Raw genomic sequence first — 19,672 nt, forward strand, 5'->3', positions numbered from 1 at the left:
TCGCCCCGGCCGCTATCACCGACGACATGCGGGGGACGCCATGACCGACATCCGGCAACTCGACGACCAGACGGTAGAGCGCATCGCCGCCGGCGAGGTGGTCGAACGGCCGGCCTCGGTCGTGAAGGAACTTGTCGAGAACGCCATCGACGCCGACGCGACCCGCGTCTCGGTGGCCGTCGAGGCCGGCGGCACCGAGGGCATCCGCGTCAGCGACGACGGTGTCGGGATGGATCGCGAGGCCGCCCAGCGCGCCGTCGAGAAACACACCACCTCGAAGATACGCGACATCGCGGACCTGGAGGGTGGCGTCGGCACGCTGGGCTTCCGGGGCGAGGCGCTCCACGCTATCGGTGCCGTCTCCCGGCTCACCATCACCACCCGGCCGCGCGGCGGTGACGTCGGCACCGAACTCGTCCTCGAGGGCGGCGAGGTCACCGCCGTCGGGCCGGCGGGGTGTCCCGAGGGCACGACCATCGAGGTCGAGGACCTCTTCTACAACGTCCCCGCCCGCCGGAAGTACCTCAAGCAGGCTTCGACGGAGTTCGCCCACGTCAACACCGTCGTCACGTCCTACGCGCTGGCCAACCCCGACGTCGCGGTGTCGCTGTCCCACGACGATCGCGAGACGTTCGCGACGACCGGCCAGGGCGACCTGCGCGAGACGGTGCTGTCGGTGTACGGGCGGGAGGTGGCGACGTCGATGATCGAGGTCGAATCGGGCGATCTCCCGGACGGCCCGCTCGACGGCATCTCGGGGCTCGTCTCCCATCCCGAGACGAACCGCGCCGGCCGGGAGTACCTCACCACCTACGTCAACGGCCGGTACGTCCGCGCCGGTACCGCCCGCGACGCCGTCGTCGACGCCTACGGCACCCAGCTGGCTCCCGACCGCTACCCCTTTGCCGTCGTCTTCCTCGACGTGCCAGCCAGCGACGTCGACGTGAACGTCCACCCCCGGAAGATGGAGGTCCGCTTCGCCGACGACGAGGGACTGCGCCGCCAGGTCCGGACCGCCGTCGAGGACGCCCTGCTCCGGGAGGGGCTGCTGCGCTCGTCGGCACCGCGTGGCCGGTCGGCGCCGGAACAGACCGAAATCAGCCCCGGCCCAGCGGGCGACGAGTCGGCCGACTCCAGGGAGGTGGCGGCCCGCGACGACGGCAGAGACGACACGCAGGGCGCCAGCGGCGTGGCCGGTGACGTCGGGGGGTCGCGTGACGAAGATGGCTCCCCGTCGCGGAGCCACGCCACTGTGGACGCAGGTGACGCGAACGACGCTCGTGGTGATGCCACGACTGACGCCACTGACGACACCACGACGCCGACTGACGCTACCGAGTCGGGGTCCGGGACCGACTCGCTCGAGACGCCCTCGACGGCGGCGGGTCGCGACCGGTCCGCGGCCCGGAAGTTCTCCGGCGGCCACGACCAGCAGCGCCTGGGCGAGGCCCCCGAGACGACCCACGACTCGCTCCCGTCGATGCGCATCCTCGGCCAGCTGCACGACACGTACGTCGTCGCCGAGACGGACGACGGCCTCCTGCTGGTCGACCAGCACGCCGCCGACGAGCGGGTCAACTACGAGCGCCTGCAACGGCAGTTCGAGGGCGAGACGACGACGCAGGCGCTGGCCGACCCGGTCGAACTGGAACTGACCGCCCGCGAGGCCGCCGTCTTCGAGGGCCGGGCCGACGCGCTGGCCAGCCTCGGCTTTCACACTGCCCGGACCGGCGAGCGGACCGTCGAGGTGCGGACGCTGCCGGGGGTCGTCGCCGACGCCGCCGGCCCCGACCTGGTGCGTGACGTCCTGAGCGGGTTCGTCTCGGGGGCCGACGAGGCGGCCGCGACGGTCGAGGCCGCCGCCGACGAACTGCTGGGCGACCTGGCGTGTTACCCTTCCGTGACCGGCAACACGTCGCTCACTGAGGGCTCGGTGCGGGACCTGCTCGCGGCGCTCGACGACTGCGAGAACCCCTACGCCTGCCCGCACGGCCGGCCGACCGTCATCGAGGTTGACCGGACCGAACTCGAGGACCGCTTCGAGCGGGACTATCCGGGTCACGGCGGCCGCCGCTCCTGACCGGCAGCTAGCCGGTTGAACTAAGCCGCAGTCTCTCGATGAGGGGATATGACACTCGTCACGGTCGGCGAGACGGCTCTCCGCTTCTCGCCACCGGCCGGTCACAGATTCGAAACCGCCGACGAGGTGACCCTCCACACGGACGGGATGGCGAGCACCGCCGCCGCCACTGCCCACCGCCTCGGTGGCGACGCCGTCTGGGTCTCGAAGCTCCCCGACTCGCCGCTCGGGCGCCGCGTCGTCGCCGAACTCCACGAACACGGGCTGGAGACGGACGTCGTCTGGGCCGACCCCGCGGACGGCCGCCAGGGACTGTCCTTCCACGAGGACGCCGCGCCCCCGCGGGAGACCCGCCTCCTCCAGGACAGGCACGGCGCCGCCATGGCGACGCTCGGACCCGGCGAGCTCCCGATGGACCGCCTCCGGGCCGCCGACGCGCTGTTCGTCGCCGGGTCGATGGCCGCGCTGTCAGAGACGGCCGCCGACACGGCTGGCGCCCTGCTGCGGGCCATGCCGGGGACGACGGCGCTGGACCTGGACTTCCACCCCGGACTGTGGTCCGCCGAGCGGGCCTTCGAGACGCTCTCTGACCTCTTCGACGCCGTCGACGTCCTCTTTGCGGGCGAGAGCCAGGTCGAAGCCCTGTTCGATACGAACGGCCGCCCGCGCGAGATGGTCCACGCCATCGCGGCGGACCACGGCTTCGAGACGGTGGTCCTGACGCGAAACGAGTACGGCGCCGTCGCCTTCCACGACAACGTCATCCACGAACGGGACGCCGTCGAGACGGAGACGGTCGACGACACCGGCCAGCACGCTGCCCTCGTGGGCGCCGTCCTGGAGCGCCTCGTCGCGGACGCCCCGCTCGACGAGGCCCTGTCCCACGGCGTCGCGGCCGCCGCGCTCACCCGGACGATGCCGGGCGCGCTGACGCCGATAGAGCGCGCCGAGGTGGAGCGACTCGTCGCGGCCCAGTCCGGCGGCCGCCCCTGACCCCGGGCACCCCGCTATCTCGCCCCGGTAATACGATCATACTGTTAAAGGCGCCCACGATAAGTGTCACTATATGTCCAGGAACCGGAGTCAAGCAGCGACACTGGCCGTCCTCTTTCTGGTCGCGGCCGGCAGTACGGTGGCACTGTCGGGGGCCGCGACGGCACAGTCACAGGTGACGCTGACGGTCACCGTCGTCGACCAGGACGGCGACCCGCTGAGCAACATCGACATCTCGGCGCGGTGGGACGGCGGCGGCCCGGTCAACGAGACGACCCGGGCGAACGGGCAGGCGCTCGTCGACGTACCCGAGGGCGCGACCGTCCAGATAGCCGTCCACGACGACGAGTACGTCCGCAACGTCCCGCTGACCGTCGAGGACGCTTCGGCCCGCAGCGTCGAAGTCGACGTCTCGCCCGCGGCCACCGCGACGGTGTCCGTCGTCGGGTCCGACGGCAGCCCCGTCGAGGACGCCCGTGTCCGGCTGTTCACCGACGGGAACTACGTGACCGACCAGCGAACCGGCAGCGACGGGACGGTCACCTCCCCGCCCATCGAGGTGGGGACCTACACCGTCATCGCGACGAAGGCCGGATTCTTCCGGAACATGACCCGCGCGACGTTCGTCGGCGAGAACGAGACGTCTATCACGCTGGCCGAGGGGTCGGTGCTCGTCACGTTCTCCGTGGTCGACGAGCACTTCGACCCGCCCGAACCGATGCGCGAGGCCCGCATAGCCGTCGGCGACGTGGGCTCCGTCCAGACCCTCTCGGACGGTGAGGCGACCATCTCGGTGCCGGTCAACGACCGCTACGATGTCCGCATCACCAAGGACGGCTACCAGACCTTCGAACAGCGCCTCGCCATTCAGGAGTCCGAGACGACGGTCAACGTCTCCATCTCGCGGACGCCCCGCATCGACCTGACGCCGGCCAACGAACGGGTCGTGGTCGGCGAGTCGGTCGCCCTGACGGTCACCGACGAGTACGGCGAGGCGGTGCCCAACGCGACGGTCAGCCGGGGCGAAGAGATGGTCGGCACCACCGACGCTGCCGGCGACATAACCGCCACCGTCCCGACGGCCGGGAACGTGACCTTCTCCGCCGAGAACGGGTCGCTGCGGACGACCGTCACCGTCGAGGGCGTCCAGCCCGGCGGGGCCGACACGCCGACCGAGACGGCCACGGCGACGCCCACCGAGCAGGCCACGACGGACTCGACGGGCGTCGCGGGCCCCGGATTCACCCCCGCCGCCGCGCTGGTCGCACTGGCGCTCGCGGTGGCCTTCCTGGCACGGCGCCGCTAGCGGGACGCTTTTCCCCGCGAAGGCCCCACCGGCGTACAATGACTGTTCTCGAGGCCGTCCACGAGGCCCACAACGCGACGTTCCGCGAGGTGGGGGGCCGGCGCGTCGTCGACAACTACGGCCGTCCCGAACGGACCCACCGCGCGGTTCGGAACGTCGTCGGCGTCTGCGAGTTCGGCTACGGGGTCGTGGTCGTCACGGGCGAGGACCGAGTCGAGTACGTCGACAACGCCGTCTCGAACCGCGTCCCCGCGACTGACGGACAGGGCACGTACGCACTCTTGCTCGACCCGCAGGGCCGTGTCGACACCGACATGTACGTCTACAACGCCGGCGAGCGCCTGCTGGTCTTCACCCCGCCACAGAAGGCCGAACCCCTGGCCGAGGAGTGGGCCGAGAAGACGTTCATCCAGGACGTGGCGTTCCGGGTCGCGACCGACGACTTCGCCACCTTCGGCGTCCACGGCCCCAAATCGACGGAGAAGGTCGCGAGCGTCCTCCACCAGGCGTCCTCGCCCGAGACCTCGCTCTCGTTCCAGCGTGGTGAACTGGGCGACGCGGGCGTGACCGTCGTCCGGACCGACAACCTCGCCGGCGAGGAGAGCTACGACGTTATCTGTCGCGCCGCCGACGCCGAGCGGGTCTTCGACACGCTCGTCAACCGCGGCCTCAACGCCGTCCCGTTCGGATACACGACCTGGGAGACCCTGACCCTGGAGGCGGGGACGCCGCTGTTCGACACCGAGATCGAGGGGGCGCTCCCGAACGACCTGGGCCTGCGCAACGCGCTGGACTTCGAGAAGGGGTGTTACGTCGGTCAGGAGGTCGTCTCCCGGGTCGAGAACCGCGGGCACCCGAGCACGCGACTCGTCGGCCTGGCAGTCGAGGCCCTGCCGGAACCGGGCGCGGCCGTCTTCGCCGGCGACGAGCACGTCGGCGAGGTGACTCGGGCCGTCGACAGCCCGATGCGCGCGGCCCCCATCGCCATGGCGACCCTGGACTGGGACCTGCCCGCGGACGCGTTGACCGTCCGCGTCGACGACGACCCGGTCGGAGCCCAGCGCGTGTCCCTGCCCTTCGTCGAGGGGTCTGCGACGTCGGCGCGACTGCCGACCTACGAGTAGCCCGCGTCGTCGGCCGCCAGGTCCGACTCGCCGAGGTAGTACTCGACGGCGACCAGCGCCGTGTACGCCGAGAACGCCCCGAGACACATCCCGCCGAACTGCGTGACTGCGGTCAACGCCGGTTGCACGTTCCCGTACTGGAGCGGTGCGAGGATGAGCCACACGCCGACGGCCGTCGCCATGACGCCGGCGGCGAGGCGGGGACGGCCCCGACCGCGAATCGTCAGGAAGTTCTTCCCGGCGAACACCGCGCCCACCACCGCCGAGAGCGTCACGCTCCCGCGGATGCCCGGGTTCGCACCGAGCGCGAGCGGTCCGACGAACGCGACGACACACCCCAGCAGGGCGACGACTGCCGATGCCGTAGTGAAGCGAGCGGCTTCCATACGGGTGAGAGTCGCCGCCACCGCCTAAATAGGTTGTACCAGGTTCGAGCGCCGTCGGTCACTCGACGAGCGGCAGCGCGATGCCGAAGACGAGCGGCGAGAACAGCGCGAGGAGGATGCCGAGTCCCTCCATGTCGGTCAACAGCACGTCGCCCCAGGCCGGCAGCGGACCGACCAGCGCGGGCCCGGCGACCTCGCCGAGCACGCCGAGCGCGAAGAGGCCGACGCCGAGCAGGAAGCCGCGTTTGGCGAGCGTCGCGTGGTCCATCTGACGTGTTTGTCCCATACCAGTCGGCTCGCACGTGGGATGATACCTGTCTTTCGATTTCAGAAAGGCCTATAGTCGAAAGCGGCCTTGCCACGAGTGATGAACGCTATCGTCACCGAATCGGTCGCCGAACTGGCCGGACTGGTCTTCTCGCTCCTCGCCGCCGGCCTGCTGACCGTCGTTGGGGCGCTGATCGAGAGCGCGGGCCTCGCGAACCTGCTCGCGGGCCAGTCGACGCTCGGCCTGTGGGAGCTGTGGATGGGCGCCATCGCGCTCTACGCCGGCGTCTACATGCTCGGCTACAAGCGACTCGTGGCGCGGGTCGCATCCCCGTCGAACTGAGCGGTCAGGACCGCGAGAGCAGCGCCCGCAGTTGCTCGCGCGAGAACAGCGTCGTCGGCCGGTCCATGTGGACCCCGATCTTCCCCTCGAGGGCGCGCATGCCGAGCTTCTGGACCGGTTCGGGCATCGAGTAGCCGGCGCGAACGGCATGTCCCAGGCGAATCTCCGAGCGGAGGTCCGCCCGCCACGCCCGCTCGTAGTCACCCAGCGTCCCCGGGTCGTCGGGGTCGATCTCGCGGGCCGCGTGGTCCGCCGCGGTCATCCCGTAGAGGATGCCGCCGCCGGTGAAGGGCTTGGTCTGGGCGGCGGCGTCACCGATCAGGAACGACCGCCGGCCGGAGACGCGCCTGGGCGGGCCGACGGGGATGAGTCCCGAGCAGCGGTGGTCTGGCTCGACGCCGTACCCCTCGCAGAACGCCTCGAACCGGCCGCGGGCGTCGTCGCCCGGCGGCACGGCGAGGCCGTACTCCACGCCGGCCTCGCCGCGCGGGATGCGCCAGGCGAAGAAGCGCGGGACGGTGAGGTGGACGTCGACGAAGTCGCCGTCGTCGACCTCGTCGGTGAACCCGAGCACGCCGTGGAGCAGCTCGCCGGGCTCGGGCATGCCCAGTTCCCGCCGGACGCGGCTCTTGGGGCCGTCACAACCGGCGACCAGCTTCGCCCGGTGGGTCTCGACGCCGTCCGGCCCGCGAACCTCGACGCTGGCGCCGTCGCGTTCCTCGCTGACCCCGACGACGGTGTGCTCCTCGCGGACGTCCGCGCCCGCCTCCCGGGCCAGGTCCGCCAGGTGGCGGTCCAGGCCCACGCGGTCGATGACGTTCGAGATGACCTCGTCCCGGTAGAACGGGTGGTCGGCGCTGCCCGGCCCGCCGGTGTGGAAGCGCGCGCCCGTGATCTCGTTCTGGAACAGCTCGTCGCGGGCGTCTTCGGTGTACTCCCAGATGTCGGTGCTGACGTGGCCCGAACAGGCCAGCGGCTCGCCCACCGTCCCCTGTTCGAAGACGAGCACGTCGAGCCCTCGCTGGGCGGCCCGGCGGGCGTAGCGCGACCCGGCCGGCCCGGCTCCGACCACGACGACGTCGTGCATACCTCCGCTGTGGGTGTCACGCGTCAAATATGTTCCCGATTCGGTCGCCCGTGACCGTCGTGATTTTCACGCCGGGGGACCTGAGTCCGATATGACCGAGTACCAGCCAGGCGTCTGTAACATCGGGGCCGACCAGCGCCGCGCCAGGCGACTCTCCGGTGTCGGGTCGTTCGGTATCGCCGCGGCAATCGTCCTCTCGGTGGCGCTCGGGCGAGTGCCCGACACCGCGCTGTGGGCGACCGTCCCCTTCGTCTTCGGCGGGTGGGTCGGCGTCTTCCAGGACCACTTCCAGTTCTGCGTCGCATTCGGGGCGCTGGCCCGCTACGACCTCTCCGGGTCTGGCGGGTCCAGCGGGTCCGTCGCGGAACGCGAGGCGGTACGGGCCGATCGGAAGCGCGCGCTCCAGATTCTCGCCGTCGCCGGGATCTTCACCGTGGCGACCACCGGCGTCGTCCTCCTCCTCGGCGGCACGCTCTAGACGACCGCCAGTCCCCGGGGAACCTGGTCGTAGGCGTCGCACCAGGGTCCCACCGCGTCCCACTCGCGGCCGTCGGTCGACCGGAAGAGGCCGTGGTTCGTGAGCGCGTAGAACGCCTCGGCGTCGGTCGCGAGTACCGCCCGGGCGAGTCCGTCGGGCGGGCAGGCCCGCCATCGCCCGCGTCCACGCCCCGCCCGTCCGGCGGTAGACGTAGCTCTCGCCGGTCGTGCTGTGGGCCGTATAGGGACCGCTCGCGGCAGAGACGACGACCACCTCCGGGTCCGCTGGGTGGACGGCGACGCTCCAGACGTACCGGTGGTCCAACCCCGCCTGCGGGGTCGCCCACGTCTCGCCCCGGTCGTCCGAGCGCGCGTAGCCGTCACCCGCGGCGGTGTAGACCCGGTCGGGCGCGTCGGCGTGGGTCGCGAGCGTGTGGGTGTCCCGCCGGGCGCCGTCGGGGTGGTCGTCCCACGTCGCGCCGCCGTCGGGCGAGCGGACGAACGCGCCGGCCTCGATGGCGACGTACAGCTGCTCGGGGTCGTCCGGGGCGACCGCGATCCAGCGGACGTGATGCGTGTGGGGGCGGGGAGGGAACGACCAGCGCGGGGCCGACGGCATGTCGGTCAGCCCACCGCGCTCGGTCCAGGACTCGCCGCCGTCAGTCGACCGGTAGACCGCACTCGGTTCGGTCCCCGCCCACACCACGTCGGGGTCGTGGGGGGCGACCGTGACGCTGGTGACCCGGTCGTCGGTCGCGAGCGCCTCGGTCCACGTCTCGCCGCCGTCAGTCGTCCGCTGGAGGCCCGCCTCGACGGTGCCGACGAACGCCCGCTCGGGGGCCCTGGCGTCGGCCGCGACACACTCGACGGTCCGGCCCTGGAGTCGGTCGGCCCACGTCTCGCCGTCGCCGACGAGCACACGGTCCGAGAGTCCGGCGTAGACGTCCATGTCCATCTCTTGGCGTCGGCGCGGCAGAAACCTATCGCCGGTGCGACCGGTCAGAGCCGCCGGTCGAGGAAGTCGGCGAGCAGGCGAAAGCGGCGTTTCGTCCGTTCGATGTCCGAGGAGGCGTGCTCCTCCTCGCCGAGTTCGACGTACTCGTAGTCGCCCTCTTCGGCCTCCGTGTAGCCGTAGGTGTCGAGCGCCTGGCGGAACCGGCGGGCCTGCGAGACCGGGACCCGCCGGTCGTTGACGCCGTGGAGCACCAACAGCGGGGCCGAGAGGTTGCTGACGTAGTTGACCGGCGAGCGCTCCCGGTACAGGTCGGGGTTGTCCGCGGGCGTCCCGAGGTTCCGCTCGAGCAGTTCCGTCCGGTAGTGGGGCATCGTCGTCTCGTACATGAGCGGCAGGTCCGTCAGCCCCATCCAGACGACGCCCGCGTCGTAGAGGTCCGGGTACTGGACCAGCTGCCAGTACGCCGAGTAGCCGCCGTAGGAGCCGCCGAAGACGGCGACGCCGTCGGGGTCGATCCAGATGCGCTCCCTGACGACGTGTTCGGTCACCGTCGCCACGTCGCCCTGTTCGGCCCCGCCCCAGTCGTCGTCCAGCTCGCGGACGAACGACCTGCCACGACCGGCCGACCCGCGGTAGTTCACCTGGAGGACGCTGTAGCCCTGCTGGACGAGGAACTGCGTGTAGCGGTCGAACGCCTTCGTGTCCATCGCCCGCGGCCCGCCGTGGGGGGTGACGACGAGCGGCGACGGCCGCGCCCCCGAGTCGTACAGTAACGCCCCGATCTCCAGGGACGCGGCCGGCTCGTGCTCGACGGCCGCCTGGCGCGTCTCGGGGACCCCGTCGGACTCGACGGTGAAGTACTCGGCGTCGGCGAACTCCGACGGCGTGAACGGGCCGTACTCCGCGCCCACCAGCGTCGATGCCTCGGTCGTGGTGAGGTCGTAGACGAGCAGCTCCGGCCGCCGCGTCGGCGTCGTGTGGGTCAACAGGAGGCGCTCGTCGTCCAGGGTGGCGGTGCGGCCCAGCGAACTGACGCCCGACTGCAGGTAGACCGCCTGCTCGCCGCGCCCCTCGATGTCGTAGACGACCGGGAGTTTCGTCGCCTCGCGGGTCCGGATCGCGACGATTCGCTCGCCGTCGGGTGTGAAACACTGCGGCTCCTCCTCGAACTCGCCGCCGAACCAGTCGACGTCGCCGGTCTCGAGGTCGTAGACGCCGCTCCGCGTCAGGTCGGCGCTGTTGTCGGCGACGAGGAGCCGGTCGCCGTCGGGCGCCCAGTCGACCGGCACCGTCTCCGCGCCCGGCTGGCCGACTGGGAGGACGCGCGGGCCCGACCCGTCGGCCGCGGCGACGTAGGCGTCGAGGTTGTCGACGTCCGCCGTCTCGTTGGTGGCGTAGGCGACGTGCTCGCAGTCCGGGGAGAGTTCCGCACTCCGGACGGCCCGCTCGTAAGCCGTGAGTTTCGTCGTCTCGCCGGTCCGCAGGTCGTGGCGGTAGAGGTTCCGCTGGCCGTCGCGGATCCCGCCCAGCAGGAGCGTCCGCCCGTCCGCGCCGACGTCCTCGACGGTCACCTGGCCGTCCATCCGGACCACCGGTTCCACGCTGCCGTCTACGTCGATGGCGTAGACGTCGTGTTGCTCGTCGCCGGTCTCGTCGCGGTGGAAGAACACCCGGTCCCCGTCGGCGCTCCACTCGAGGTGCCAGCGTACGTCCCTGGGTACTTCGCCGTCGCTCCACTGGGTCAGTGTGCCCGTCTCGACGTCGACGACGTGGAGCTCGTTTCGCCCGGTCCCGTCGTAGTACAGCGCGACGGAGTCGCCGTCGGGCGACGCGGTGGGATGGGCGATCGTCGGGAGCTCGGCAAGCGCCTCCAGCGCCCCACTCCCGTCAAGTACGGTCATCTTGCCTGACACCTTGCGCGAGTGTGGGATAACTGTTCGGTTATCCCGCCCACCGGATGCCGACCATCACGAAGACGATGGCCAACTGCATCAGCCCCTGGATACCGCCCAGCTTGGCGTTTCGCATCCCGATGTCCGAGATGAGATCGACGTCGGGGTCCGCCGAGACCACCTGCCGGTAGATTCGAATCTCCCCGGGGAGGATGACGCCAAAGCCCTGCACCGACAGGAGCGTGACGATCGCGAGCGCCGCGATAATCCACGGCGAGGTCATCGCGAACTCCGGCAGGGCCGTCGCCAGATACGCGCCCGACCCGACTACTGCCACGCCGAGCGCCACGAGCGTCTTCGGGTCGGTCAGCGCGTCGAACTGGTACCCGATGAGCACCACCACTGGAATCAGCGTCGCCGCCGTCATGAGCGCCAGCCACGGGTCGGCGTTGGGGAACTTCCCGAGCCTGAGCGCCAGCACGATGCCCCCGGCGATGGTCACCATCGCCAGCGCCGGCATCAGGAACGTCATCTTCGGCGTGAACGTCGTGAAGAACGCCGCCCGCTGTTCGGGTTCCTGGCTGCCCAGCACCGGGCCCAGCACCAGCCCCATGAACAGGTCGATGCCGGTCCACAGCACCCCGGCCATGACGTGGACGTACGTGAGCGACCGGACGTTCCCGGTCACCAGCGCGCCCGCGAGCGCCAGGAGCGGCACCGCCACCGCCCCCACGGCGAACGCCGGATTCGCCTGTCGTGCGAGTCCCCCGATACCCCGCTTCCGCTCCACCTGGTCAGCTGTCGCACCAGCCATGTGCGAACGACAACTGTGGCTGGTATATAAGCATTCAGGGCGGCACGAGTATTTAAATGGGATTCCGGGCCCAGTACTCGATAGCACGATGCGATTATTACGATGCAACGCGTCGCATTGCATATGGAGAACGTCACGACTCGGATGAGCGATGACGAACTCGACCTCGTGGAACGGCTGGCCGAGGCACGCGGTGAGAGCCGGAGCGATGCTATCCGTCAGGCGCTCCGACGGGGTGCACGTGAAGAACTCATTCGCGTCGCACTCCAGCGCTATCAGGACGGAACCGTCGGGATGCGAGGTGCGGCAGCGCTTGCCGGCCTCACCATCGCCGAGATGATGGCGGAGGCAAACGACCGTGGGGTGCTGTCGAACTACGACGAGGCCGACCTGGCTGACGACGTGGACGCCTTACGATGAGTAGCGACCCACGGACGCTGTTCGTCGACGCGAGCGTGTTCATCACGCTGGCCGCGATCGACGCCGTGGAGTTGCTCTCCTCGCTTCGGGGCGAATCCGTCGTTCCGACGGCGGTCCGAGCAGAGGTCAGGGACGACCCCGCTCGGACGCAACTGGCCACGCTCCTCGACGAGAACGCGCCCGAGCGAGCAACCGGTGACGTCCGCGCCGTAGACGTATATTCGACGGCGCTCGAAATGGACGCAGCGGACGTCTACGACGATTCGGCACGCCGACTCGGAAAGGACCCGGACGAGACGGTGAGGACCGGCCCCGCCACTCCGGCGAGTACCGATGGCGACGTCGCACTCCTCACCGCCGCACGGCTCACCGATACGGCCGTGATCCTGACCGACGACAAGCCGCTTCGGAACACGTGTCAATCGCTCTCGATACCGGTCTCGGGAACTATCGGGATTCTCGTCAGGGCGGTCGAAACCGGGGCTCTCGAACCGAACGAGGCCAAGACGAAGCTCTACGCGATGGACGACGTCGGTGCTCGTCTCAGCGCGAGCCTGGTAAGACGCGCGGAGACACTCCTCGACGACGCCGGCGATTAGTCGTCGTCCGCGGCCGGCTGGGCCACCTCGCGGTCCGCTCGCGGACCCTCCAGGTCGACCGCCGGGAGCAGGTCACGGAGGTACTGGCCGGTGTAGGACTCCTCGGTCCGCGCCACGTCCTCGGGCGTCCCCTCGGCGACGAGCGTCCCGCCGTGCTCGCCGCCCTCGGGGCCCAGGTCGATGATGTGGTCGGCGTTCTTCACGAGGTCCAGTTCGTGCTCGATGACGACCACGGTGTTGCCGTCGTCGGTCAGACGGTGGAGCACGTCGATGAGCTTGCGCTCGTCCTCCGGGTGGAGCCCGGTCGTCGGCTCGTCCAGCAGGTACAGCGTCTCGCCGGAGTCCTTCTTCCCGAGCTCCTCGGCGAGCTTGATGCGCTGGGCCTCGCCGCCCGACAGCGTCGTCGAGGGCTGGCCGAGTTTCATGTAGTCCAGCCCGACGTCCTTCAGGAGCTGGAGGCGCCGGCGGATGCCGGAGTGGCTCTCGAAGAAGTCGAAGGCCTCTTCGACGGTCATCTCCAGCACGTCGGCGATGGTCGCGCCCTTGTAGGTGACATCCAGCGTCTCGTCGTTGTAGCGTGCGCCGCCACACTCCTCGCAGGGAACCTCCACGTCCGAGAGGAAGTTCATGTCGATGGTGACGGTGCCCTGGCCGCCACAGCCCTCACAGCGGCCGCCCTTGACGTTGAACGAGAACCGCCCCTTCTCGTAGCCCCGCTGCTTCGAGAGGCTGGTCTCGGCGAACAGCTCGCGGATGTGGTCGAAGACGTTGGTGTAGGTCGCGGGGTTCGATCGGGGCGTGCGGCCGATAGGTGACTGGTCGATCAACCGTACCGTCTCGATGTTGTCGATGCCCTCGATGGCGTCGTGCTCGCCGGGGTTGACGTCGGTGTCGTTCATCCGGCGGACGAGGCCCTTGTAGAGCACGTCGTGCATCAGCGTCGACTTCCCGGACCCGGAGACACCGGTGATGGCGGTGACGGTGCTCAGGGGAAACTCGACGTCTACGTCCGCGAGGTTGTGCTGACGGGCGCCCTTCACGGTGAGCGTCCCGTCACCCTCGCGGCGCTCCTCGGGCACCGGAATCGCCCGTTCCCCGGAGAGATACTCGCCGGTCACGGAGTCGTCGGCGGCCACGACTTCCTCGTAGGGGCCGTTGACGACGACTTCGCCGCCGCGCCGGCCGGGGCCGGGGCCCATGTCGATGATGTTGTCGGCCCGGCGCATCGTCTCGGTGTCGTGTTCGACCACCAGCAGGGTGTTGCCCAGGTCGCGCAGTTCCTCCAAGGTGTTCAGCAGGCGGTCGTTGTCCCGGTGGTGTAGGCCGATAGACGGCTCGTCGAGCACGTAGAGGACGCCGACCAGGCCGGAGCCGATCTGCGTCGCGAGGCGGATGCGCTGGCTCTCGCCACCGGAGAGCGTCGCGGCCTCGCGGTCCAGCGTGAGGTACTCCAGGCCGACCTCCTTCATGAAGCCCAGGCGGGCGCGGATCTCCTTGAGGATCTCCTCGGCTATCGTCCGGTCGCGCGCTGAGAGGTTTGCCTCCAGGCCCTCGAAGTGGGCCAGCGCGTCGCCGATCGACATCCGGTTGACCTCGGTGATTGCGGTCCCGTCCACGAGGACTGCGCGCGATTCCGATTTCAGGCGCGTCCCCTCGCAGTCGGGACAGGTCGTCGTCGCCATGAAGTCCTCGATGTGCTCGCGGGCGCGGTCCGAGTCCGTCTCGACGTGCCGGCGCTCGAGATTGGGGATGACTCCCTCGAAGCGCTCGGTCTTCTCGCGGGTGCCGTTCTTGGTGCGCCACTGGAAGTGGACCACGTCGTCCGTGCCGTAGAGGAACTGCCGGCGAATCTCCGGGTCCAGGTCCTCGAAGGGGGTGTGGACCGAGACGCCGAAGTGCTCGGCGACGTTGTCAAGCTGCCGCGAGTAGTAAGTCCGGTCGTAGCTCCAGGGCTCGAAGACGTCCTTCAGGGGCTTGCTCTCGTCGCGGACGACCAGGTCCTCGGCGACCTCCTTGGTCTCGCCGAGTCCCTCACAGGCCGGACAGGCGCCGTGCGGGGAGTTGAACGAGAACGAGCGGGTCTCGATCTCCGAGATGTCGATGCCACAGTGGGTACAGGCCAGGTCCTCGGAGAGTTCGACCACGAGACGGTCCTCCTCGGGGTCCGCGGCGTCGTCGTGGGCCAGGTCGCCCGTCGCGCGGGCCGTCGACCCGCCCAGCGTGTCGGCCGCGCCCTCGGGTGGGTCCGGGAGGACGACCTTCAGCGTCCCCTCGGCCTCGCCCAGCGCCGTCTCGACGGAGTCGGTGATGCGCGAGCGCGCCTCCGTCGAGACCTTGATGCGGTCGACCACCACGTCGACGGTGTGGTCGTAGTTCTCGTCGAGTTCGGGCCGGTCGAGCGTGAGGTCGTACTCCTCGCCGTCGACCTCGACCCGGGAGTAGCCGTCGCTCACGAGGTCGTCGAACAGGTCCTCGAAGGCGCCCTTCTGGTCTCTGACCACGGGCACACAGCTTCGCCCGGGTCCCCTCGGGAAGGTCGAGGAGGCGCGAAACCATGTTCTGGGCCGACTGCTCGCCCACCTCTCGGCCACACTCCGGGCAGTGGGGGACGCCGACGCGGGCGTACAGCAGGCGGAGGTAGTCGTGGAGTTCGGTGACGGTGCCGACCGTCGACCGGGGGTTGTTCGCCGCGTTCTTCTGGTCGATGGAGATGGCCGGCGAGAGCCCCTCGACGTTCTCGACCTGGGGTTTGTCCATCTGGCCCAGGAAGTTCCGGGCGTACGCCGACAGGGACTCGATGTAGCGGCGCTGCCCCTCGGCGTAGACCGTCTCGAAGGCGAGCGACGACTTCCCCGACCCCGACAGCCCGGTGACGACGGTGAGTTCCTCGCGGGGAATCTCCACGTCGACGTCCTTGAGGTTGTGTTCCGCTGCGCCCGTGACCTCGATGACGTCTTTGCTCATCTATGGCGTGTCCAGGGATTGGGTCGGGGAAACGCTGTCGATTGCGCCCGGGCGAGTGGGCGGCGTGCCAACACGTTCAAGGTCCTGACCGGTGCACTCGCCAGTATGAGCACGCCCTCCACGTACGACATCAGCGGTATCGAGCTCACCGACGACAGCTACACCGTCGAGCAGAGCCTCGTCCGGAACAAGTACAAGGCGATGGACACCGCCGGGAACGTCGTCCTCCGGGGCAAGCAGAAGATGTTCAAGCTGAAAGAGGAGTTCCCCTTCGTCGACGGGAACGGCGAGGACGTGTTCACGGTGAAAGCCAGCGGCATCGTCGACGTCGCCGGCAACTACACGCTGATCGACGCCCGGACCGGCGACCCCGTCGTCGTGCTGGACAACGACTTCTCGCTCCTGCAGGACACCTGGCGCGTCCGCGACCCCGAGACGGGTGCCGAACTGGCCCGCATCGACTCCCGCGGGGCGCTGGTAACTATCGCTCGGAACACACTCCCCTTCGGCGAGTGGATTCCCCACAAGTACGAGATTACCGACAGTGAGGGGAACCACGTCGGCAACATCGACGGCCAGTTCTCGATGCGTGACCGCTACGACATCACCATCGACGACGCCAGCGGCGTGCCGAAGGAACCGGTCGTCGCGGCGGCGATGGTCATCGACGCCATCCAGGGGAACTGAGCGGGACCCTCGTCGTTCATCGTCGCGGTTTCCGCCGGCCGGATACCACCGGAAGCCTTCTGTCTGTCCCGGCCCGAACGCGGATATGCGCCGCCGGACCTTCCTCCGCAATCTCGGTGTCGGCGCTGCCGGCGTCGGCCTCGCCAGCGTGGCCGCCGCCCACCCGACGCCCACCGACGACGCCACCGGCGACCCGGCCCCGGGAACGCCGACTGGCGACGGGCTCCTGGGGGTCCTCGACCTCCCCGCTGCCCACGAGGCTGTCGTCAGCCCCGACGGCCACACAGCGTACGTCGCTCTCGGCGACGGGTTCGCCGTCGTCGACATCGAGTCGCCGTCGGACCCGCGGCGTCTCGCCACACAGACAGCCCTGCTGGCCGACAGCGCCGACGGCCCGATGCAGCGCGTCCAGGACCTCGCCGTCAGCGGCTCTCGCCTGCTGGTCGTCGGTCCGGCCCACCCCAGCGAGGGCGCCCACGGCCTCGTGGTCTTCGACGTGCGCGACCGCCGGAATCCCCGACAGGTCGCCGCCTTCGAGTTCGACTCGACCGTCCACAACTGCGACTTCGACGGCCGCTTCGCGTACCTGACCGCGAACGGGCGGGCGGCGAACCCGCTGGTCGTCGTCGACACCGAGCGCGAGCGCGAGGTCGGCACGTGGTCGCTGTTCGACGTCGACGCGCGCTGGCGGGACGTCTCGCCGGGCCTGCGCTCGCTGCACGACGTCACCGTCCAGGACGGCCGGGCGTACCTGGCCCACTGGGACGCCGGGACGTGGATTCTCGACGTCACCGACCCCGCAGCACCCACACTCGTCTCGAAGGTGCGGGGCCGCGACCCGGGAGCGCTCGCGGCCGTCGACGACCCCGGGCGCGAGAATCGCGTCCCGCCCGGCAACGACCACTACGTCACCGTCGACGAGGACGCGACGCTCCTGGGGGTGGGCAGCGAGACGTTCGGCCTGGAGGACGGCGCCGGCGGGCCCAGCGGCATCGAGCTCTTCGACGTCAGCGACCCGACGGCCCCGCAATCGCTCGCGACCATCGACCCGCCGCCGTCCGACGACTCGACGCGCGACGGCGTCCTGACGACGGCCCACAACTTCGAACTCGTCGGCGGCCGGTGTTACGCCTCGTGGTACCTCGGCGGCCTCACGGTCCACGACGTCTCGGCCCCCTCGAACCCCCGCGAGGTGTTCGCCTGGCGCGACAGCGGGCGCGCGTCGTTCTGGACCGCCCAGCGGGGCGCGGACACAGTCGTCGCCACCAGCACGAACGCGCTGGGCGGCGTCGACGTCCAGCCGGGGCTCTACACCTTCTCGGACCCGCCCCGGGACGGCGCGCCGGGGACCGATGCCACGACGGGGACCGCCGAGTCACAGGCCGGCGACGACCCGGCCGTCTCCGGCGCCGGCGGCGCGGGCTTCGGTGTCGGGGCGGCGCTCTCGGCGGTCGCGCTGTGGGCCTGGCGGCACCGGCGCTGACCCGGCCTATCGCAGTGCGGTCTCCACGGCCGCCGCGACGCTCCGCGCCCGCTTTGCGAGTTCCGCCGGCACGTCCCCGGCCTCGACGGCGGCCGCCAGTTCGTCGTCGTCGACGCGCTCGACCGACCCGTCGGGGTACTTGACCACGTCGACGTGCAGGTCGACGTAGCGGGCGACGTCGGGGAATATCTCGACGGGCGTACAGACGTTGACGTAGGTGCCCTTCGCGGCGCCGTCGCTGCCCCGGTAGGTCGTCGGGTACCACCAGCGCCCCTCCTTGAGCGTCGTCCGGGCGACGTCCCCCGACTCCTTCGGGGTACCCAGCCCGTCGTAGGTCCCGCCGCCGCCCATCTCGCGCTCGATGGTCACCGTTCCGTCCGGGTCGACGGACTGGACCTCGCCGCTGCTTAGCGTGACGAGCCGGCCGTCGGGCTTGCCGTGGCCCATCCCCAGCGAGTCGCCCTCGCGGGGGCCGAACTGCCGGGCGGTCACGGCGAAGGGGAAGTCCGTCTCCGTCCCGGCACCGGGATCGACACACAGGGCCTCGACGTAATCGACGGCGGCGCTGGCGGCACGGTCGCCGGCCTTCACGCGGTGGTGGCCGGCCATCGTCGTCGTCACCGCGCGCCGGTGCTCGTCCAGCGCGAAGCGGCTCTCGCGGCCGAACCACACCCAGACCGTCCGCTCGCCGTCGACGTAACTGGCGGGCGCGGCCTCCTCGGGCGGTTCTGCATCCTCGAGTGCCGCGTCGATGGCCGCGGCCCGCTCGTTGGCCGCTTCGAGTGCGCCGGCCAGCGCGTCGAACCCGGCGTCGTCGCTCGCGGCCTCCCAGGAGACGCCCCACCCATCCCGGGGGTCGGCGTCGACGACGTCGAGCATCGCCGGGCCGCCCGCCGTGGTCGTGTTCGCGCGGCCACGCGTTAGCGTCAGCACCTCGCCGCGGACGGCCAGCGTGGTGTCGAGCACCGGTCGGCCGTCCGTCCAGGGGGCACTGGCGTCGACGACCTGGACGCGCAGGCGGTCGCCCGTCTCGACGCGGTCCGCCGCGTTCCCGTAGGGGAGAAAGCCCTCGCCGTCACCACAGTCGACGATGGCGCCACTGCCGAGCGTCTCGGTCACCTCGCCGGCGTACACCGCACCCGCTGGCAGCGGCGCGTCCCACCACAGGGTATCCCGGCCGAGGTCGGCCAGCAGGTCCAGGACCGTCTCGACGCGCTCCGGGTCGCCGACGACGCCGACGCCTTGCTGGTCGCCGGTCGTCTCGAGGGCGACGGCGGCGTGTTCGGCCGCGAAGTCGGCGTCGAACCGCTCCCGTATCGGCTCCGACGCCTGCACCACGTCGACGCCCGCCTCGGTCAGCAGGTGGGTCAGCGCCGTCGCGTAGATGCCCCTGACCCGGACGGTCATACGGCGTCCTCTGTGGCGCCAAAGCGGATCCGTGCGTCGACCGTCGGACCCAGCGACAGTTCGACGACGTCGCCGCTCAGTACCCGACCACCCTCGACCGGGACGCCCCACGAGTCGAACCGGAGGTAGCCCCGGATGTCGTCGGCGTGAGTGTAGAGGTCCAGGTAGGCGACAGTGTGTTCCTGGATGTCGCTCGAACTGTGGGCGAGGTCCATGTCGGAGTAGACTGTCTCGCGCCCCTCGAAGAAGGCCTCGAGGGCCCCGGCCGCGTCCGCGGTCGCCTCGACGACGGCCGCCGACGCTGCCTCGATGGTCTCCTGGGCGACGCCGGCCTCGCGAAGCGCCTGCTGTTCGCGCTGTGTGAAGTGCATAGCCGACGTTCGACGGC

Annotated in this window: 17 protein-coding genes and 2 pseudogenes; 10 read left to right on the plus strand and 9 right to left on the minus strand. The window is 70.3% G+C overall.

Annotated features, from left to right (window positions below; genetic code table 11):
• Positions 1-40: 40 nt before the first annotated feature.
• The 4 genes from mutL to ygfZ all read left to right on the plus strand — a co-directional run bounded on the left by mutL (position 41) and on the right by ygfZ (position 5,503).
• Positions 41-2,080, plus strand: coding sequence for a DNA mismatch repair endonuclease MutL (gene mutL / locus P1N55_RS15550; protein ID WP_276276426.1), 2,040 nt, complete (start codon positions 41-43; stop codon positions 2,078-2,080).
• Positions 2,081-2,128: 48 nt separating this feature from the next.
• The gene (locus P1N55_RS15555; RefSeq protein ID WP_276276427.1) at positions 2,129-3,073 is read left to right on the plus strand and encodes a sugar kinase; all 945 of its coding nucleotides are present in this window, start codon (positions 2,129-2,131) and stop codon (positions 3,071-3,073) included.
• 73 nt (positions 3,074-3,146) lie between these two features.
• A complete protein-coding gene (locus P1N55_RS15560; RefSeq protein ID WP_276276428.1) occupies positions 3,147-4,379 on the plus strand; it encodes a carboxypeptidase-like regulatory domain-containing protein in 1,233 nt (410 codons plus the stop codon).
• A gap of 38 nt (positions 4,380-4,417) precedes the next feature.
• Entirely contained in the window at positions 4,418-5,503 is a 1,086-nt protein-coding gene (gene ygfZ, locus P1N55_RS15565) for a CAF17-like 4Fe-4S cluster assembly/insertion protein YgfZ (protein ID WP_276276429.1), read from the plus strand.
• Here the strand turns inward: ygfZ and P1N55_RS15570 are convergent.
• Both P1N55_RS15570 and P1N55_RS15575 read right to left on the minus strand, forming a co-directional pair.
• A complete protein-coding gene (locus P1N55_RS15570) occupies positions 5,494-5,889 on the minus strand; it encodes a hypothetical protein (RefSeq protein WP_276276430.1) in 396 nt (131 codons plus the stop codon). The two genes, ygfZ and P1N55_RS15570, sit on opposite strands and share 10 nt — an antisense overlap.
• A 58-nt stretch (positions 5,890-5,947) precedes the next feature.
• The gene (locus P1N55_RS15575) at positions 5,948-6,175 is read right to left on the minus strand and encodes a DUF7860 family protein (RefSeq protein WP_276276431.1); all 228 of its coding nucleotides are present in this window, start codon (positions 6,173-6,175) and stop codon (positions 5,948-5,950) included.
• An 81-nt stretch (positions 6,176-6,256) separates the two neighbouring features.
• Here P1N55_RS15575 and P1N55_RS15580 point away from each other — a divergent pair, with 81 nt between their 5' ends.
• Complete coding sequence (locus tag P1N55_RS15580) at positions 6,257-6,499, plus strand: hypothetical protein (protein WP_276276432.1); 243 nt, start codon at positions 6,257-6,259, stop codon at positions 6,497-6,499.
• Positions 6,500-6,503: 4 nt separating this feature from the next.
• On the opposite strand, the gene P1N55_RS15585 is transcribed toward P1N55_RS15580, so the two are convergent.
• Positions 6,504-7,586 carry a geranylgeranyl reductase family protein gene (locus P1N55_RS15585; protein WP_276276433.1) on the minus strand — a complete coding sequence of 361 codons (1,083 nt, stop codon included), beginning with the start codon at positions 7,584-7,586 and terminating at the stop codon, positions 6,504-6,506.
• 91 nt (positions 7,587-7,677) lie between these two features.
• Between P1N55_RS15585 and P1N55_RS15590 the strand changes: the two genes are divergently transcribed.
• Positions 7,678-8,064 (plus strand): hypothetical protein, encoded by a 387-nt coding sequence (locus tag P1N55_RS15590; protein ID WP_276276434.1) that lies wholly within the window; start codon positions 7,678-7,680, stop codon positions 8,062-8,064.
• On the opposite strand, the pseudogene P1N55_RS15595 reads toward P1N55_RS15590, so the two are convergent.
• From P1N55_RS15595 to P1N55_RS15605, 3 genes and pseudogenes are all read right to left on the minus strand, one after another.
• Positions 8,061-9,012 (minus strand): annotated as a pseudogene (locus P1N55_RS15595) (WD40/YVTN/BNR-like repeat-containing protein). The gene P1N55_RS15590 and the pseudogene P1N55_RS15595 sit on opposite strands and share 4 nt — an antisense overlap.
• 50 nt (positions 9,013-9,062) lie before the next feature.
• Complete coding sequence (locus P1N55_RS15600) at positions 9,063-10,919, minus strand: S9 family peptidase (protein WP_276276435.1); 1,857 nt, start codon at positions 10,917-10,919, stop codon at positions 9,063-9,065.
• A gap of 40 nt (positions 10,920-10,959) precedes the next feature.
• Positions 10,960-11,724 carry a hypothetical protein gene (locus tag P1N55_RS15605; protein WP_276276436.1) on the minus strand — a complete coding sequence of 255 codons (765 nt, stop codon included), beginning with the start codon at positions 11,722-11,724 and terminating at the stop codon, positions 10,960-10,962.
• Positions 11,725-11,868: 144 nt separating this feature from the next.
• Here P1N55_RS15605 and P1N55_RS15610 point away from each other — a divergent pair, with 144 nt between their 5' ends.
• Together P1N55_RS15610 and P1N55_RS15615 are read left to right on the plus strand one after the other, a co-directional pair.
• On the plus strand, positions 11,869-12,144 hold the full coding sequence (locus tag P1N55_RS15610; RefSeq protein ID WP_276276437.1) for a UPF0175 family protein: 276 nt from the start codon (positions 11,869-11,871) through the stop codon (positions 12,142-12,144).
• Positions 12,141-12,743, plus strand: coding sequence for a DUF3368 domain-containing protein (locus tag P1N55_RS15615; protein WP_276276438.1), 603 nt, complete (start codon positions 12,141-12,143; stop codon positions 12,741-12,743). The genes P1N55_RS15610 and P1N55_RS15615 overlap by 4 nt, the downstream gene beginning before the upstream one ends.
• Here the strand turns inward: P1N55_RS15615 and uvrA are convergent.
• Positions 12,740-15,707, minus strand: a pseudogene (uvrA, locus tag P1N55_RS15620) (excinuclease ABC subunit UvrA). The gene P1N55_RS15615 and the pseudogene uvrA sit on opposite strands and share 4 nt — an antisense overlap.
• A 105-nt stretch (positions 15,708-15,812) precedes the next feature.
• Here uvrA and P1N55_RS15625 point away from each other — a divergent pair.
• Together P1N55_RS15625 and P1N55_RS15630 are read left to right on the plus strand one after the other, a co-directional pair.
• Positions 15,813-16,394 carry an LURP-one-related/scramblase family protein gene (locus P1N55_RS15625; RefSeq protein ID WP_276276439.1) on the plus strand — a complete coding sequence of 194 codons (582 nt, stop codon included), beginning with the start codon at positions 15,813-15,815 and terminating at the stop codon, positions 16,392-16,394.
• Between the two features lie 85 nt (positions 16,395-16,479).
• Positions 16,480-17,877 (plus strand): LVIVD repeat-containing protein, encoded by a 1,398-nt coding sequence (locus P1N55_RS15630; protein WP_276276440.1) that lies wholly within the window; start codon positions 16,480-16,482, stop codon positions 17,875-17,877.
• A 6-nt stretch (positions 17,878-17,883) separates the two neighbouring features.
• Here the strand turns inward: P1N55_RS15630 and P1N55_RS15635 are convergent, their stop codons facing one another.
• Complete coding sequence (locus P1N55_RS15635) at positions 17,884-19,284, minus strand: DUF402 domain-containing protein (RefSeq protein WP_276276441.1); 1,401 nt, start codon at positions 19,282-19,284, stop codon at positions 17,884-17,886.
• On the minus strand, positions 19,281-19,655 hold the full coding sequence (locus P1N55_RS15640) for a DUF7532 family protein (RefSeq protein ID WP_276276442.1): 375 nt from the start codon (positions 19,653-19,655) through the stop codon (positions 19,281-19,283). The genes P1N55_RS15635 and P1N55_RS15640 overlap by 4 nt, the downstream gene beginning before the upstream one ends.
• Between the last annotated feature and the right edge of the window lie 17 nt (positions 19,656-19,672).

It is taken from the genome of Haloarcula regularis (assembly GCF_029338315.1).
GTDB classification, from domain to species: domain Archaea; phylum Halobacteriota; class Halobacteria; order Halobacteriales; family Haloarculaceae; genus Haloarcula; species Haloarcula regularis.